The organism is Ornatilinea apprima (assembly GCF_001306115.1).
GTDB classification, from domain to species: Bacteria; Chloroflexota; Anaerolineae; order Anaerolineales; family Anaerolineaceae; genus Ornatilinea; species Ornatilinea apprima.
This window is the reverse complement of record NZ_LGCL01000033.1, coordinates 1-15,379: the sequence shown is the minus strand read 5'-3', so window position 1 is coordinate 15,379 and position 15,379 is coordinate 1. Positions and strand designations below refer to the sequence as shown.

The window sequence follows — 15,379 nt, the reverse complement described above, 5'->3', positions numbered from 1 at the left end:
CGCGCAGCGGCATTCACGCCCCAAATGACAGCAGAACCCGGCCGGATCAAGTTCTGCGCATGGAGATTGAACATGCGCTGGATTCGCAGTTACACCCCCGACCCGACCCAACAGCGGCTGTATCGCCAGGCGCTCATCATCACGGGTGTTGGTAACCTCACCCTCGCCGCTGGAAAAGCGGTGGCCGCGTACCTCACCGGGTCAGCCGCCCTGTACGCCGACGCGGCCAATTCCGTATCCGATGTCGTCTATTCCGCCTTAATGATCCTCGGCCTGTGGGTGGCCATGCAGCCGCCCGACCTCTCTCACCCCCAGGGACACAGCCGCTTTGAGCCGCTGGTCGGCCTGATGGTAACCCTCTCGATGACCCTAGCCGGTTATGAAGCCGCGCGCACCGCCATAGAGCGTTTTCTGGAAGGCGGCCTGCGCGTGGAGCTGGGCTTGCCAGCCATCGTGCTGCTGATCGCGGCGGGCATCAAGGCCTGGATGTACGTCAGCGTGGCGCGCCTGGCGCGCCAATTGCACAGCCCCACCCTCGAGACCACCGCGCGCGACAATCTTTCCGACGTGCTCACCTCTTCAGCCGCCTTCATCGGCGCCGCCGGTTCGCAGTTCATTCACCCTCTGGCCGACCCGATCGCCGGCCTGATCGTCGCCATCTGGATCTTCCGCAACGCTTTCCTGGCCGGGCGCGAGAACCTCAACTTTCTCACCGGCGCAGGCGCCGACGAGGAGTTACGCCAGGAAATTGTGCGCAAAGTCGAATCAGTGGAAGGCGTGCAGCGCGTGCACTTCATGGTGACCGAATATGTGGGTCCCAAACTGGTGGTGGATGTGCACGCCAACGTGGACGGCAGCATGAGCCTGGACGCCGCTCATGAGATCAACGACCAGGTGATTGAACTGCTGGAAGATATGGCAGAGGTGGACCGCGCCTATGTGCACCTCGAACCCGAACACGAAGACTAACCCCCCATCCCTCAACCTCAAGCGCCTGCTGCCGCGGGCGCTGTTTGCTTTCTGCGCCGCCTGGGTGATTCTGGCCGCCGGGCTGAGCGCGGTCTACACCCGCGGCCTGCTCCACCCTGCCTGCGCCCCGGCAGGCGACCCGCCCGCCGGGTTTGCGAGCGTGCGCCTGCAAACGCAAGACGATGTAGCGCTGCAGGGCTGGTGGGCCGCCCCGCACAACGGCGCGGTGATCCTGCTGCTGCCCGGCCACGGCGGCAGCCGCGCCAGCCTGCTGGAAGAAGCGCGCTTCCTCAGCGCCGCCGGTTACGGCGTGCTGAGTGTCGACCCGCGCTCCTGTGCCGGAGAAAAATCCACCATCGGCTGGCGCGAAGCGCAAGACCTGCGCGCCATGCGCGACTATGCCCTGGCCCAACCCGGCGTGCAGTGGCTGGGCGTGTTGGGCTTTTCCGCTGGCGGCGCGGCTGCCATTCTCGCCGCGGCCGAGATGCCCGAAATCCGTGCGGTGATCGCCGAGGGTAACTACGCCAACCTGGCCGCCGAAATCACCTTCACCCCCGCCTTCCCGCTCTCCATGGAATGGCTGATCCAGCGCTTTACCCTGCTGACCTACACCCTGCAGACCGGCGTCTGGCCGGGGCGGGTCAGCCCCATCGAAGCCCTGCCGCGCGGCTGCCCGCGGCCGGTATTGCTGATCCACGGCCAGCGTGAGATTGAACGCTCGCGCGGAGAGCAGCAAGCCGCGGCTGCCCCCTGCGCGCAGTTGTGGGTGGTCCCCGCAGCCGGCCATGGCGAATACGCCGCCGCCCAGCCGCAGCTCTACCGCCAGACAGTCTTGCAGTTCCTCGCACAGGCCCGCCAGACGGTCGACGTTCCATCCCCATAACGATCACCTTCTCTTGTAGCCGGTATTGTGGAGCCGCTGCTGGTGCGGCAGCGCCGCACCCTACGGAAGAATCTGATCCCATTCCCCGGTAGGGGCGCGAGGTGTCGCGCCCGCTTTTTTGGGTGACGCGCCCGCTTTTTTCGGGCGGACGGCCGTCCGCCCCTACCGAAGAACCAGCTTCTCTTGTAGGGCGGTGTTGAGGGCGGATCAACTGCCTTGAACCGACACCATCTCCCAACCGCCCGAAACCCGCCGTCCTCTTCTGGACGACATCCTCCGGATCTTCCACCCTTCCCTGATCCATCGGGGAAGGGTCGCGCCGCAGGCGCGGGGATGAGGTATCAAACAAAAACGCGGGCAACGCGCCCGCGCTTTGATTCTCTTTCATAACCCCAATCTTTACGGCGACACCAGCGGAAAAATGCGCATGATTGTCGAACCGAACAGCGCCACCCGCCGCGTGTACCCGCCAAAGGGAATCGATAGCAGCGCCTCGCGGTACTCCGTATCCGGGCTGGTATAACGCACTGTCACCGCGCAGCTATCCCCCGAAGACCAGGTCTCCGCCGGGTTGCAGGTATCAGAAATGATGCTGAAGGCCGCGTCTGCCCCGCCGCCCTGCGGTGATTCCAGATACAGCGCGCTCGCAAGGTTCAGGTCGCCTTCAAAAAAGGTCAGGTTGAAGGTGATGTCATACGAACCGCCAGGAAACGCATAGAAATATCCCGAACTGGGTTGGATGTTGGGGTTGCCGCTGGTCTCGCTCATATCGCGAATGTAAATATGCACCTGTTCCAACTGCGACGGCCGCAATTGCTGGTCCACGCGCAGATCGGTGTAGCTGGAAAAGCCCACAAAGCGCGAATTGCCGCTCAGCGAAGCGAAGGCCGAGTTGTAATACGCCTCCACCCCGTTAGGCGAGAGCGAAGCGCGCCAGGTTTGCGGCTCGCCGCCGCCCGAAACGTAAAAGCGCCGGATGAAGACATCCGGGCAGTTGGTATACAGCTCGCCGTCAATGGTAAACCCGCAGTGCTCATTGTGGTCAGCCGTCACCAGATTGTTCGCCAGCGAGGTATAGGCCACCACGCGGCCGTCCGCCGAGAGCGAGGGCATGTAGCTGTGGTAATTGCCCGCCGCGCCGGCCAGCCCCGAAGCGCGCGATCCCAGATACAGCTCGCGCACGGCCGGGTTGCTTTTGTCCAGAACCAGCACAAACACATCGGACGCGTTGCTGGTCGAAGCCTGGCCGTCATACGAATCCACCAGGTTCTCGGCAAAGCTGTGGAAGGCCACATACACAAACTGCCCGTCCTCAGCAATGCTGGGGTACCATGATTCATCCGCGCCGGCCGCGCCCGTGGCCGAGGTACTGGGGTCAACATATTGCGACGCCAGATACCATTTGTAATCCAGCTCCTCGTCGTACGTTCCATTGGTGATGAAGTCGCGGTCCAGCAGGTAAACCTGCGCCAGCGGCTTGCTGTCTGACCCATTGGGAATGGTTACACCCTCCACCAGGTTGTTCGCCTTGCACACCATGGCCACAAAACGCCCGGTGCTGGTGGCCGCCGGGGTGGTGCAGGGACCATTGGCCAGCACCCCCGCCGCGTTTTTCGAAAGCAGGCGAATCTGACGCGGGTCCAGGCCGGAGGGGGTTGTGCCGGCCTGGTAGAAACCGGTGCGCACGTAGATATGCCGGTTGCTCTGGCCGTCGCTGCTGGGGGTCAGCCCCAGCGTGGCGCTCACCAGATTGGTGGCCAGCGACTCGAACACCACACGCTGCTCGGCGTCAGTGCCCAGATACACACTGCTGCCAGGCTTCAACGGATTGCCAGCGATATGCGCGCCGTTGGCGTTATTATGCACCGAGGTCAGCGGAAGCACGTTACCCGAGGGGCCGTTGGGCGCCTGTCCGTTGGCAGTCAGGTTGGCCGGGGTCATCGCCCAAATGCCCGGCGATGTATAAATACCCGGAATGGTCAGGCCTTCGTAATCCTCCGTGCTCACCCCGCGATCGTACAAGAAGACGTCCATCTTCCCGGCCAGTGGATCCGATTCGTAGGAATGAAAATAACTGAACTGGCTCGATGTCGACTCAAAAGAGACAAAACGGCCGTCAAACACATCCTGGTAGGTATACCCGCCGCCCGCTGGTTGGTCCCAGGGGCTTTCTCCGCTGGTGCGCGCGATGGTTGGGTAATACGAGCTGGCGTTGCTGCCTAGGGTGATTTCGCTAAAGGCTTCCTTGCGCGTGCCAGGGTTCTCGGTATCGTCGTAGTTTTCGTACAGAAAAATGTCATTGTAACTGTCATTGTCATTGGTCAGGTTGGCCGCCTGCGACTCAAACGCCACCCAGCGCCCGGTGTAAGAGATGTTGGAAAACAGGGAATTTCCATCCGCAACGCCTTCCAGGGGATCATCGGGCACGGGGTTGCTCACCATCCAGGTCTGCTGAGAAGTGCTGACCGCCGCGGCGACACCCGCCAGCAACGCCAGCCCAACCACCGCGATGATCCCGGCGCGCGCCCAATGCCATCCACGCGCCCCCCGAATCACTTGTAACCAATTCGCCATAACCGACCTCCCGTTAAGAGCCGCGAACACATACCCCTGTCCGATGCGACAAGCCTTTAAGCGTATTGTAATAGATTCATCTGGCTGCCGACTTTACAATTTACTAACTAACCCCAAAAGCGGGCCAGGCTCGCGCCTGACCCGCCAAATTTCAACCTGCCCGCCGCGCCAGAATGTCATCCACACTCTCGCGGCTGCCGCCCACCACCCAGTTCCACAGCGCGTCCAGCAGATCGCGGTCGCAGATGCCCGCCTGGCGGTCCTGCTCCAGCGTGCGCTGGCGCTCATCCGGCGAGGGGTCGTGCGCGGCGATGATCTCTTCCGCCTTGCGCGCCTCGTCCGCGCTCAACGCGCGCAGGTAGATCACCCGCCCGGTTTCGTCCACGCTGGTTACCGGCAGGCCGGCGTCGCCCAGGTCGCGGTGCAGTTTTAACGGGTTGACTTTCATCAAACACCTCCTTTCTAGGCCATCAGCAGCCCGTTGATCTGTGCGCGCGTGAAGGTGGAAACCCCGCTGGAATATTCCAGCACGCACACCGTGTTCAACCCTGCCTGCGGGCTGGCATATCCGCCGCAGGCGGCCCGCTGGCGCGCGCTGCCGGTGAGCATGCCGGTCTCAAAGGCGGGCAGATTGGTGGAATTCAGTCCCACCCCATACACTGCCATACTGGCCGGGGTGGCGTCCACCGTGGCATACAGCCAGGCCGCCTCGCCTGCCAGCCCCACCACCGCCTGGGCGCACTGGCTGGCGTCGTTGTTCCAGGCACGGTACACACCCGCGTCGTAGGTATGCAGGGTCTCGCTGCTCCAGCGCAGGCCGCGCGGGGCGCGGTTTTCGGCGTTCCATACAAAGCGTTTCAACCCCGAATCGTCGCACTTGCCCGCCTCGGCGGTAGTGCGGAGGGTGCCCAGGTAGCGCCAGCCCGGCGCGCCGTCTTTCACCAGCACGCCGTCCTGGCGTCTCAACGCCGCCGCGCGCTGTGTAGAGGAACTCCAGGCCGTTTTTTCCAGCACCAGCGCGCTGCCGTCGTGCCGCAGAAAAATATCCGCGTTGGTGTTGGCCGCCAGCCCCTGCAAAGACAGGCTCAACTCCGCGAATTCCCACTCGCGCCAGCCGAATCCCTCGCTGTACAGGCCCACCCGGTTGCCGCGCCACGGCCCATAATAGACCGTCCCCGCCGCGGCAATATCCTGGGGCGGCAGCCCCTCGCCCGCCGAAAGGCTCAAGCGCCCGCCCGCCGATTGCGCCGCCAGGCTGCCCAAGACGCCCTGCAGAAACTGCCCGCGCTCGCTGCGCAGGCTGCCGGGCGTGATGCGCGTGCCGTCCCAATAAAAGCGCCCGATTCTGCGCCGCCCGCTCGATTCCAGGCTGCTGGTATTCACATCCAGGCAAAAGCCGCTGCTGCCGGGCGAGCGCAGCGCGAACACAAAATAGTCGCAAGCCGCCCCGCTGGGCGCGCTGCTGACGCTCAGGTCCGCCGGTTGGGTGATTTGCAGCGGCGCGCCGTCGATCACCAGGCTCACCGGCTCGGCAGGGCTGGCCGGCACGCGCACGCGATTGCTGCCCAGCACATCCAGGCGCAGGCCGTCTTCCCAGCGCGCCAGCAAAGCCGCCAGGGTTACCGCGTCGGCATCCGCGCAGCCCAGGCGTAACGCGTCAGCGCGCAGGTTGTTGTAGTGCGCCGCGGCCGTCGGCTGACCGGGCGACACCTCACTCGACAAAGGATAACTCATCTCTCAAACCTCCTGTTTAGCGCCACACGGCCGCGTCCCAGGCCAGCACGCCGTCCCACACCGCGTTGTCATACACGCTTTGCGCCACCGCGGCAAAATACGGACCGGCATTGTTGAGCTGGCAGGCCACCACCGTCAGGCGCGGATAGTGCATCTCGGCCGCGCTGTAGCCCAGCGCGCCCACATTGGCAAACACCCCCGCGCTGCACGCCACCGCCACTCCGCTGGTCTGCCGCAGATACGCATTCAGCGCCGCGTACATCTCCTCCCGGCTGGCGGCGTGCGCTGAACCGTCCGGGTTCACCAGGCGCTCGGCAAGCAGCACATCAAAGAACAGCCGCACGCGCGTCTGCCCGTTGGAATCCGTTTCGCGCTGCACGCTCACCAGCGCGCCGTGCTCGTTTTCCTCTTCGTCCAGTAGAAAGCCAACCGGCTCTCCGTTGTTCACCGCCGGATGCGCCAGGGTGATGTGGCAGTCTTTTCCAATTTCGGCCATGCCCGCCTTCCTTTTATCGCTTCGCGCCCTTTTTGTATGTAGGCGCGCGGTATGGTTTGCGGCGCGCCAGTTTGCCAACCCTGGGGCGGCTCATGCGCGCGATGCGCGGTTTCAGCGCCGCCTTGCGCCCGGCGACCTGCCCGCGAAAATTCTCATAGCGCGGGGCGGCCTTCTTTTCCGGATGGGTCTCTTCGCGCTTGCGCGGACGCGTGGGCGGGGCGGGCATTCCGTCGATCACCGGCTCCAGGCGGCAGTCGCAGTGCCGGTGAAAACCGGGCATGCGCGTGAGCTGCCACGCGCCCAGGCTGCGCTCCTCACCGTCCAGCCGCGCGCAGATCGGGCAGTCCGCCGCGCCGCGCGCCACCCAGCGGTAAATATCCCGCCCGCTCACCGGCAGACCTCCCAACGGTCGCACGGCCAGCCGCGCTGCGGCAGCGCCCAGGGAATCTCCACTCCGCTCCGCCGGGCTTCCTCCGCCAGCCGTTGTTCAAAGCGCTGCAACTGCCCCCCGCCCCAGGCGGCCAGTTGGCCCAAATCTGAGGCGCGCGAACCGTAGCTTTCGGTGAGCTGCGCGGCGCGCATCTGTGCCGCGTAGCCTGCCGCCCCTTGCGCCAGCAGCCCCAGGTCGGCGGCTTTGACCGAGCTTTGCGGCGCGCCGTCCAGCCCTTCCAGGCTGTGATTCAACGCGCAGCGCGCCAACAACCCGTCTCCCGGCTGGGGGTATGGCGCGCTAAGCCACTCGATCAGCGGCTGCCCGTCCTGCCAGACAATCTGCCACGGCCGCCCGGCGCGCAAGATTCCGCTGGCGGCGCGCCACTCCACGTCCAGCACCAGCCAGGCCCCGGCCAGCGGCAGCGCCTGGCGCGCGGAAGCGCTTTCCACCACCCACGCCACGCTCTCAATGCGCGGCGCGCAGCGGCTGAAGGCCTCCAGAGCGCGCCGCGCGGCTTCTGCCAGCACAGCCGCCGGGTACTGCCCGTCCAGCGGGTCGCCCAACAACTGCAAGGCGCGCTGGCTGACCTCATCGTACGCGCTCATGCTTTGCCTCCTTCACCGGCGGCCGGCGCGGACCGCCCAGAATTTCACCCGCGGCGCGCGCCGCCTCTTCCGCCGAAAACACCAGCTTGTGCCCCTGGCTGTCCACCACCACCACGCGCCCGTCCGGCAGGCGGCAGTAGGCCAGCGCCTCGCCCACCGCGCCCAGCGGATGCGCCGCGGCCAGGCGCTGCGCCACCTGTTTCAACTGCGTATCAGCCGCTTTAGCTGCCACGCTCTGCGCCTTTCAGGCTGTCTTCCAGCGCCACACCCGTGGAATACACCGCCAGGGCGGCAATGGCGGCCTGCACCGCCTGCCACACACTCATTTCTCCGCTGGCAAAGCCACCCGCGGCGGTCAGCAAAGCGGCCAGCAGCGCCCAAAACTTGCGCGAGCGCAGCACGCGCAGCAGTTGTTCTTTGACTGTCATAATTTCCTCCCATTTATGATCACTTTTTGGGCGGGCGGCGGGGAGCCTGCCCCGCCGCGCCGCCGTTCCTTAAGGAGCGCAGGGATCGCTCCGCAGCGATTACGCGTTAGCCACGTTGGCTTTCACCAGCGGGCGGTAGTCGGCCACAAACACGCTCACCCAATGGCGCACCTTGATACGCACCTCGTCGTTGCTGAACAGCGCGCCCTGCTGCGGGTGATCGGCGATGAAGATCTCAGGCATCAGGCCGAAGCGCTCGCCCACCACAATCGCCGGCGCCAGGCGCGGATCGGCTGCCGCGGCCCAGTCATTGGTGTCCGTCCACTCCGGCACGGTGATCACATCCCCCGGCTGGCCTTTTTGCAGGTTGTCCGAGAAGATCTGGCTCTGGTAGGCAAAATTGGGGTACAAAATCTGCATGGCGCTCAGGCGCAGGCTGCGCGGCACCAGCAGATAGCGCGCGTCCACAGCCAGTTTGGGCGCGGTAGCCCCGTTCGCGGCGGCCATGCTCTGGTTGTAGATGGCCGCGCTGGCGGCTTCCCAGGCGCTGCCCGACAGGGCAGTGGTGATCAGGTTGCCGTGATGCGTGGGATCAAACACATTGTAGGTATCAGCCATTTGCGGGCCCACGCTGGCATTGGCGGTGAACACCGCGCTCACCAGCGCGGAGATGCGCCGCAGGGCTGAGGCGGCCAGCTTGCGCGGGTACTGGCGCAGCTTGTGGGTCTCGTCGCGCTCGAACATCTCCAACGTCAGGGCCACATAGCCGCCGTACTTGTTCCACTCACCGCTCTCGGATGAGTCGGCCACGGACAGCTCACTGTAGGCGGCCCCTTCGGCCACGGCAGGCAGGGCGGTTACCTCGCCCACCAGCACGCCGGTCAGCGGGTGCAGGCTGTTGAAGTGCTCCACCGCTACCAGCGGCTCCCACCAGCGGTAACCGGCGCGGCCCAGCTCTTCCCACTGCTCCACCACCAGCTTGTTCATCACATTCTTCAGCAGACCCGGCAGGCTTGCCGTGGTCGCGAGCTGCGCCCGCTCAGGGTACCAGCCGCCCACAAACGACGTGTCGCCGGTGAAGAGCGTGTACAGCTCGCGGATGCCGCTCAGACGCTGCGGACGCGCGCCTTCCAGCCCGGCCGGGCGGCCAGCCCCCAGCAGATCGTGCAGCGCGGCGTTGATCTGGTCTTCGCCGGAGAACATACCGCTCACCTGCCCCGCGCCCTGCACCACCAGGCCGCCGGTCAGCTCGCTGACCAGTTGGCGCGTGTCTTCAATCGCCGTATCCAGGGCCTGCGCCTCGAACACCTGCCCGCCAAACTGGGCGCGCAGGCGTTTGGCGGCCGCTTCGGGCAGGCGCGCTTCGCTCAATTTCGTCTCCAGCAGATTGGCGCAGCGCGCCTGCTTCAGCTCTTGCGCGGCCTCGGCCAGCGCCTGCAAACCTTCTTTGTTGCCTTCCGTCATCCTGTCGGTCTCCTTTTTGATTGGTTCGGTTTCATCCAACCCCGGCTGGCGGGCGTTGAGCGCGCGCAGAAACGCGCCGCCGCGCGCCGGGTCCATCACCAGGTCCACGCTCAACACGCGCAGAATGGTTTTCACTTCGCGCCCGCTGGCGCTGAACAGCAAGTCCGCCGAAAAACCCACTGCCGGGCGCGGGTCGGCTTCCGCCAGCATCTGGCGGCCCAGCTCCGCCAGCAGCCCCGCCGAAGGTCCCAGCGGGCGCAGCTTGAGCAGCACCCCGCGCTGCTCCGCGTCCCAGCGCGGCTGGCGGCATACCCCAGCCAGGTCGCGTAGCGAGTGCCCGCCCCAGGCGTGATCGATAAAGCATTCCACCCCATCCCACAACGCCAGCGACTCTTGCAGCGCCTGCTCGCTGAACTGCCAGCCGTTACCCTCCCCGGCGCTGATCGCCAGAATCTCAAACTGGCCGTTTTCGTCCACCCGCGCGCTGGCGGCCAGCTTCACCTGCTGGCGTGTTTGCGCTTCTTCCATAAACGTTCCTCCCGAATTCATTCCAGTTTTTCCGCCGGTTTCAACACCTGGCGCGGCGGCCGGCGGCGGTCCACCTGCGGCTTGCGCGGCGGGGCGGCGCGCCGGGCGCGCTCCAGCAGCGATTGGGCGTCCACCGCCTCCCCGGCAAAGCGGTACACCAGGCGCAGATACTCACCGTCATCAATCAATCCGCGGTCGCGCAGTTCGGCCAGCACGGTGTTGATATTGGCCGCTGCCAGCCCCAGGGCAGCATTGTCGCGCGCCGAAATATCGGCCCCGCGCACCTCCATCTCCGCTTCCGCGTCCAGCGCGCGGTCGAGCATCGCCCGGCGGCGCAGCGCGGCGCGCAGCACGTCTTCGATCACCCACAAGAAGAAGCGCTGGCGCTGCTCAAAGCGCCGGTAGGTTGGCCCACCGGCTGCCTCGGCCGTGGTGCGCGTGGAACCTTCCGGCTCGGCCAAAAAGTGCATCGGCACACCCGCCCCGGCTGCCGCCATCTTCTTCAGCGCCAGGCCGTCGCTGTTGGCTTCGTTGGCGTCCAGCTTGGGAGAAAGCACCTCCCAGCTCTCGCTCTCACCGGTCACCAGGATGCTGCCGGGGCGCGGCGGTTGGGCGTTAAGCTGCTGCTGGCGCGCGATGCGCTCGGCTTCAGAAGCGAAGCGCGCTTTAACCACATACAGAAATGCGTTGCGGTAGCGGTTGAGCCGCGCGCGGTCTTCCAGCCAGTTGGCGTAGCGCGCCAGCCAGCGCAACAGCGGGGCCAAATCCGACTCGCCCCACACCGCCCCCACCGGGCGGTTGACGGCGTAATGCAGCATTACGCTCTCAAAGCCGCCCCCCGCCAGTGGAGCATCCTGCTGCGGGTCGTAGGCCTTCCACGGCCGCGGATCGGGCTGTTCCAGACCGGGGTAAGGGTAAAACGCCACGGCCTGCTCGCTGTCGTTGGAGCGCGTCTCAATGCGCTGAATGCTGGCCGCCGGAACGGCGCGCGCGTACGACATGCCCGCCGCGTCGGTGGAAAGCAGCACAAACAGATTGCCGCTGCGCGCCAGCTCGTCGCACCACTCCATGCAGCGCGTTTCCATGCGGTTCAGGCGGCTGCGCCAGAAGGCCTTGAGGAACTGCTGCGCGGCCGCGTCTTTGGCGCTCACTGCCAGCCCGCCGCCCACCACATACTGCGTGGTCAATTCCACGATCCGCCGCGCCAGCGGATTCACCCGCCAGGCCTCCAGCGACTCGCTCAATATTCGCTCGCGCTCGGCCGGGGCGCGCTCCAGGCTGCCGCTGCCCGCCCATTGTCCGCCCAGCGCGAAGGTGGAATCATCCTCCACGCTGAACTGTGCCTGCCACTTTGCCGCCTGGCGCGCGGCGGCCTGCTCAATCTGCCGGCCAAACAGGCCGCGCACCATGCGCTCCTTCCAACTGGTCTTATCGGAACTCATTTTGTCTTTCCTCTTGCTCATATCGCCCAACCTGCCGCGCGCGCCTGCGCCTCCAGGCGCACCATGCGCTGCTCCAGCGAGAGGGGAACCTCAAGCGCCGCTTTGCCCCATCCGCGCCCAGCCCGGCGATGGCATCCCACCAGCCCAGCTTGCCCTCCGCACCCGGCGCACTGCCGTCTTTGGCGCGCAGCGAATCCCAGCTCCACCAGCTCAGCCCCGCGCAGCCAGCCGATTGGGCCGCGCGTGAGAAGGCGCGCATCTGGTCGGGCGAAGGCCGCCAGTAGCCGCTTTCCAACTGCTGCCCGTAAGCCGCGCCGATGGGCGCCACGGGTAGATCCTTCAGCGCGCGCAGTTCCTTCATTGATCGCTGAAGCTGCAGCGCCGGTCCATCGGGGCGCGCGTCGCCCACCCAGTAGACCTGCGGCATGTGCGCGTCGCCGCGCTGCCCGTCCATCTCATCCAGAAAAGCCTGCCAGGGAAACTCGCGGTGATAACTGGGGAAGCGATAGCTGCACAGCGCCAGGGGAATGTTCCCGGCCAGTTTGCGCAGGCGGCGCATAAAACGCCGCGCCGCGTCGGCCCCGGCCAATTTGTACTCGCTCTCCGCGTCCAGAATGTAGCCTTCCAGCCCCAGCGTTACCATGCGCTCGGCGGCCGTGTCGGCCTCGCGCTCTGGCTCCGCGCCGTACAGATAATGCCAGCCCACCCGCCGCAGACCGGCGCGCGTGAAGGCGTTCAACAGCCCCGGCAGAATTTCATCCCGCCAGCCCAGCCCACCCGAACCGCCCGCGACCTGGTTATAGCGGTAGGGACCGTCGGCCACCTTCACCGGCACATACGCCAGCCCGGCCTGGCGCGCGGTGACTGCCAGATGTTCATGGGCTTCGGCACTGTGGGCGGGCAGCGGCAAAGCGCACTGCTTCACCTGCCAGATAAAAACCGCCTGTCCGCGCCAGACACAAACATTAGAATCCATAATCCAGTTCCTCCAGGGGGTCCGCCGCCGGGATCACCAGCGCCGGGCCGTTGCTTGTCAATGCCATTCCGTCCAGCAGCGCGCACAGCGCCGCCGAGATGATCAGGTCGTCATGCAGGCGCTCGCCGGTCGCCGGGTCGCGCGCGCCGTCTGGCACGCCCCACCGCATGCGCCGCTCCGCGCCGGGCTGCACGTCCATCTTGCAGTACGCCAGCTGCCGGAAGAAAGCCTCCTGCTCGGCGTCCGCGCCTTGCGGCGCGTACTCCTGCCAGCGCCCGGTCTCCACCACGCTCAAAAAATCCCATCCCAGGCGGCTTTTGCTGGCCGCCGAGAACACAAAGCGAGTTACCCGCCCCGGCAGCGCGCGCTCCAAAAACGAAGCCAGCCCCGCCCCCACCCCGGTGGCGTCCACCACCACCTGAACCGCCTGCCAGTGCCGCGCCAGGGCCAGCAGTTCGGCGTACAGGGCGGTGTGCTTCACACCGATCCACTGTTTGCGGTCAACCGCGCGGTAGGTATGGGCGGCAAAGCCTTCCCCGCCGCCAGTCGGGTCGATCTCCACCACCGTCAGGGCGGTCAAATCGCGCAGCGGATTTTCCAGCCCGTTCTGCCCCTCGTCTTCCCCGGCCACATCCAGCAGCAGAGCGTACTGCCAGCCGGGGCGCGGCGCGCGCAGACGGGCATGCGTTCCCTGCATCAGGGCAGCGCGCTGCGGCGGAAACATGCCGCCCTCCGCGTCCAATTCTTCGCTGAAGTACTGCGTCTTCACCATCGGGTTCTGCCGCCCCAGCCGCGCCACCTGCGCCTCCACAAAACGCCGGTAAGCCGGCACTTCACTGCCCACCTGCTCAGCCGAGATGACGAAACAGCGCCGCAGGCCGTCGGCCTGCTCAGCGCGCCGCGCCGCGCGCAGCTCGCGCGCCAGCAGCGTATCAGCCGTCCAGGCCGTGCCCCAAAAAACGCGTGTGGCGTTGGTGCTGGCCGCCATGGGAGCAATATCGCGGTCAAACTTATCCGCGCGCACGCTCTGCGCCTCGTCCACTTCCAGCAGCAGGTCCGCCGTCGCGCCAACAATATGGCTCTCCGGCGCGCCGGAAAGAAAAATCATGCGCGCCGCTCCCAGGCGGTAGATGTAACCGCTTTCTTTGCTCCAATGCCGCGCGGTAACGCGGTTGCGCTTCAGCACACGTTCCAGGCGCTGCATGGCGTTGATGCTCTGCGGCTTCCAGGTGGGAGACACCTTCACCATATTCCCGCCCACGCGGTTGAACAGCACCAGAAAATAGGCTTCCAACTGCGCCTGCAGCTCGTTCTTACCCGACTGGCGCGGGAACATCACTACAATGCTCAAGCCCAATTCTCGCAGCACCGAATCAATCACCGCCTCTGCCACTTCCTGCTGATAGCGGCGCAGGTGCATGCTGCCCGCTGCCTGCCAGAAGAAACGCTCTTCCGCCACCAACCACCTGATGCCATGCTGAATATTTTTTTCTTTATGGGGTTCATCCAAAGAAAGCCCTCACTAACGCCGCCAGCGACATCAACCCCGAACCGCCAGCCGCCAACCCGGACCACACTTTGAACTGCGTTACGCCTTCGCTGGCGCTGCGCAGGCGCGCCTCCTGATCGTCCGCCCGTTTCTCCAGAACGCACAGGCGCTGGTGAGTCAATTCCGCCTGGTGCGACTGGCGCGCCTGCAGGGCGTTGATCTCGGCCTGCATCAAGTCGAGCGCATGGCGCAGCTGCCCGGCAATCACCGCTGCCTGTTCTTCTTTCATCGCTTCACCTCCTCTCACCGCCTGGCAGGGGGCTGGCAGCCCGGAGAGAACGGAGGGCGCCGCTATATGGGTATACCGGCATTTGCCGCCGCGGCCCAACATGATCTCATTCTCCGTCCGTCCCTCCGGCGCATGGCCGCCAGGGCACCGCCAGCCCGCTCACAGGCGCTTCTGCTCTGCCTTCCGCTCCAGGTCGGCGCGTTTTTCCAACAGCACCTCGTCAATCACCTGGTTGAGCACATCGAACAAATCGTCCTGGTTCTGCAGGGTTTGCTGTGTTTTCAACAGCGTAGCCAGGCGCGTGCTGGCCCGACCCACCTTCTCCAGAATTCCCAGCAGCTCCTCCAGCTCGCGGCCGCCCTCAGCCAGGCTCACCACCCGCTGGATCAGACCGCGCAGCATATCAATCTCCTCGCGCAAATCGCCGCCGGGCTGCGCGCCCGGAACGCGGCCGGGGTCAGCGGCTGCCTTTCTCTTCACCAGACTCTCCTTGCGAATAGAATATATGTTCTATTACGTAACCAGTATTGCACACCCGCGCGCCGGTTTCAACCTGTCAAAACCTGCAGGTTGGTATAGTAATTTATGCATATTCTTGAATTAGAATAATAAAAACCTTGCATCTTCACCCCTTCCCTGGCTTTCTTGCCGGGGAAGGGGTCGGCGCAGCCGGGGGATGGGGTCTTACAACCGCAGATTTTGGTAGGGGCTGCATACCATGCAGCTCTCTTTGCTTCACCCCTTCCCTGGCTTACCCGCCGGGGAAGAGGTCGACGCAGCCGGGGGATGGGGTCTCACAACCGCAGATTTCGATCCCTTCCCTGGCTTACCCGCCGGGGAAGGGGTCGGCGCAGCCGGGGGATGGGGTCTTACAACCGCAGATTTCGATCCCTTCCCTGGCTTTCTTGCCGGGGAAGGGGTCGGCGCAGCCGGGGGATGGGGTGTGGTGGACCCATAAAACTGGACACAAAAACAGGGATAGTTTAGGGGGTACCCACCACTGATTGTGATGACAGCCAAGCAGCTTCGAACTCGGCAGGTGTCAGGTAACCCAACGATGAATGGATAC

The 15,379-nt window shown here is 65.3% G+C and carries 17 protein-coding genes; 3 read left to right on the top strand and 14 right to left on the bottom strand.

Annotation, left to right across the window (positions count from 1 at the left end; genetic code table 11):
* The first annotated feature begins 72 nt into the window (after nucleotides 1-72).
* Nucleotides 73-969 (top strand): cation diffusion facilitator family transporter, encoded by an 897-nt coding sequence (locus ADN00_RS14130; protein ID WP_075063648.1) that lies wholly within the window; start codon nucleotides 73-75, stop codon nucleotides 967-969.
* Nucleotides 938-1,852 carry an alpha/beta hydrolase gene (locus tag ADN00_RS14125; RefSeq protein ID WP_075063647.1) on the top strand — a complete coding sequence of 305 codons (915 nt, stop codon included), beginning with the start codon at nucleotides 938-940 and terminating at the stop codon, nucleotides 1,850-1,852. The genes ADN00_RS14130 and ADN00_RS14125 overlap by 32 nt, the downstream gene beginning before the upstream one ends.
* Nucleotides 1,853-2,251: 399 nt before the next feature.
* On the opposite strand, the gene ADN00_RS14120 is transcribed toward ADN00_RS14125, so the two are convergent.
* The 14 genes from ADN00_RS14120 to ADN00_RS14055 form a co-directional block, all read right to left on the bottom strand.
* A complete protein-coding gene (locus ADN00_RS14120; RefSeq protein ID WP_075063646.1) occupies nucleotides 2,252-4,426 on the bottom strand; it encodes a hypothetical protein in 2,175 nt (724 codons plus the stop codon).
* Nucleotides 4,427-4,577: 151 nt separating this feature from the next.
* Nucleotides 4,578-4,874: a hypothetical protein gene (locus ADN00_RS14115; protein ID WP_075063645.1), complete on the bottom strand. Its 297-nt coding sequence runs from the start codon at nucleotides 4,872-4,874 to the stop codon at nucleotides 4,578-4,580.
* Between the two features lie 14 nt (nucleotides 4,875-4,888).
* Entirely contained in the window at nucleotides 4,889-6,160 is a 1,272-nt protein-coding gene (locus tag ADN00_RS14110; protein ID WP_075063644.1) for a hypothetical protein, read from the bottom strand.
* Between the two features lie 16 nt (nucleotides 6,161-6,176).
* Complete coding sequence (locus tag ADN00_RS14105; protein WP_075063643.1) at nucleotides 6,177-6,656, bottom strand: hypothetical protein; 480 nt, start codon at nucleotides 6,654-6,656, stop codon at nucleotides 6,177-6,179.
* A gap of 13 nt (nucleotides 6,657-6,669) precedes the next feature.
* Nucleotides 6,670-7,071: a hypothetical protein gene (locus ADN00_RS14100; RefSeq protein WP_152966365.1), complete on the bottom strand. Its 402-nt coding sequence runs from the start codon at nucleotides 7,069-7,071 to the stop codon at nucleotides 6,670-6,672.
* On the bottom strand, nucleotides 7,044-7,694 hold the full coding sequence (locus tag ADN00_RS14095) for a hypothetical protein (RefSeq protein WP_075063641.1): 651 nt from the start codon (nucleotides 7,692-7,694) through the stop codon (nucleotides 7,044-7,046). The genes ADN00_RS14100 and ADN00_RS14095 overlap by 28 nt, the downstream gene beginning before the upstream one ends.
* Nucleotides 7,678-7,926 (bottom strand): hypothetical protein, encoded by a 249-nt coding sequence (locus ADN00_RS20040; protein ID WP_075063640.1) that lies wholly within the window; start codon nucleotides 7,924-7,926, stop codon nucleotides 7,678-7,680. Before ADN00_RS20040 ends, ADN00_RS14095 begins: the two co-directional genes overlap by 17 nt.
* Nucleotides 7,916-8,122, bottom strand: a complete 207-nt coding sequence (locus ADN00_RS14085) for a hypothetical protein (RefSeq protein ID WP_075063639.1) — start codon at nucleotides 8,120-8,122, stop codon at nucleotides 7,916-7,918. Before ADN00_RS14085 ends, ADN00_RS20040 begins: the two co-directional genes overlap by 11 nt.
* A gap of 99 nt (nucleotides 8,123-8,221) precedes the next feature.
* A complete protein-coding gene (locus tag ADN00_RS14080) occupies nucleotides 8,222-10,114 on the bottom strand; it encodes a phage major capsid protein (RefSeq protein WP_152966364.1) in 1,893 nt (630 codons plus the stop codon).
* Nucleotides 10,115-10,131: 17 nt separating this feature from the next.
* Entirely contained in the window at nucleotides 10,132-11,556 is a 1,425-nt protein-coding gene (locus ADN00_RS14075; protein WP_075063637.1) for a hypothetical protein, read from the bottom strand.
* Nucleotides 11,543-12,532, bottom strand: coding sequence for a hypothetical protein (locus tag ADN00_RS14070; RefSeq protein WP_075063636.1), 990 nt, complete (start codon nucleotides 12,530-12,532; stop codon nucleotides 11,543-11,545). Before ADN00_RS14070 ends, ADN00_RS14075 begins: the two co-directional genes overlap by 14 nt.
* Complete coding sequence (locus ADN00_RS14065) at nucleotides 12,522-14,042, bottom strand: hypothetical protein (protein ID WP_075063635.1); 1,521 nt, start codon at nucleotides 14,040-14,042, stop codon at nucleotides 12,522-12,524. Before ADN00_RS14065 ends, ADN00_RS14070 begins: the two co-directional genes overlap by 11 nt.
* Entirely contained in the window at nucleotides 14,035-14,310 is a 276-nt protein-coding gene (locus ADN00_RS14060; protein ID WP_075063634.1) for a hypothetical protein, read from the bottom strand. Before ADN00_RS14060 ends, ADN00_RS14065 begins: the two co-directional genes overlap by 8 nt.
* Nucleotides 14,311-14,469: 159 nt before the next feature.
* Nucleotides 14,470-14,790 carry a hypothetical protein gene (locus ADN00_RS14055; protein WP_075063633.1) on the bottom strand — a complete coding sequence of 107 codons (321 nt, stop codon included), beginning with the start codon at nucleotides 14,788-14,790 and terminating at the stop codon, nucleotides 14,470-14,472.
* Between the two features lie 238 nt (nucleotides 14,791-15,028).
* Between ADN00_RS14055 and ADN00_RS14050 the strand changes: the two genes are divergently transcribed.
* Entirely contained in the window at nucleotides 15,029-15,268 is a 240-nt protein-coding gene (locus ADN00_RS14050; protein WP_075063632.1) for a hypothetical protein, read from the top strand.
* Nucleotides 15,269-15,379 lie beyond the last annotated feature (111 nt).

Coding starts and splice junctions, on each gene's coding strand:
- ADN00_RS14130 (WP_075063648.1), top strand. CDS start 73: ATGCGCTGGATTCGCAGTTACACCCCCGACCCGACCCAACAGCGGCTG.
- ADN00_RS14125 (WP_075063647.1), top strand. CDS start 938: ATGTGCACCTCGAACCCGAACACGAAGACTAACCCCCCATCCCTCAAC.
- ADN00_RS14120 (WP_075063646.1), bottom strand. CDS start 4,426: ATGGCGAATTGGTTACAAGTGATTCGGGGGGCGCGTGGATGGCATTGG.
- ADN00_RS14115 (WP_075063645.1), bottom strand. CDS start 4,874: ATGAAAGTCAACCCGTTAAAACTGCACCGCGACCTGGGCGACGCCGGC.
- ADN00_RS14110 (WP_075063644.1), bottom strand. CDS start 6,160: ATGAGTTATCCTTTGTCGAGTGAGGTGTCGCCCGGTCAGCCGACGGCC.
- ADN00_RS14105 (WP_075063643.1), bottom strand. CDS start 6,656: ATGGCCGAAATTGGAAAAGACTGCCACATCACCCTGGCGCATCCGGCG.
- ADN00_RS14095 (WP_075063641.1), bottom strand. CDS start 7,694: ATGAGCGCGTACGATGAGGTCAGCCAGCGCGCCTTGCAGTTGTTGGGC.
- ADN00_RS14085 (WP_075063639.1), bottom strand. CDS start 8,122: ATGACAGTCAAAGAACAACTGCTGCGCGTGCTGCGCTCGCGCAAGTTT.
- ADN00_RS14080 (WP_152966364.1), bottom strand. CDS start 10,114: ATGGAAGAAGCGCAAACACGCCAGCAGGTGAAGCTGGCCGCCAGCGCG.
- ADN00_RS14075 (WP_075063637.1), bottom strand. CDS start 11,556: ATGAGTTCCGATAAGACCAGTTGGAAGGAGCGCATGGTGCGCGGCCTG.
- ADN00_RS14070 (WP_075063636.1), bottom strand. CDS start 12,532: ATGGATTCTAATGTTTGTGTCTGGCGCGGACAGGCGGTTTTTATCTGG.
- ADN00_RS14060 (WP_075063634.1), bottom strand. CDS start 14,310: ATGAAAGAAGAACAGGCAGCGGTGATTGCCGGGCAGCTGCGCCATGCG.
- ADN00_RS14050 (WP_075063632.1), top strand. CDS start 15,029: ATGCAGCTCTCTTTGCTTCACCCCTTCCCTGGCTTACCCGCCGGGGAA.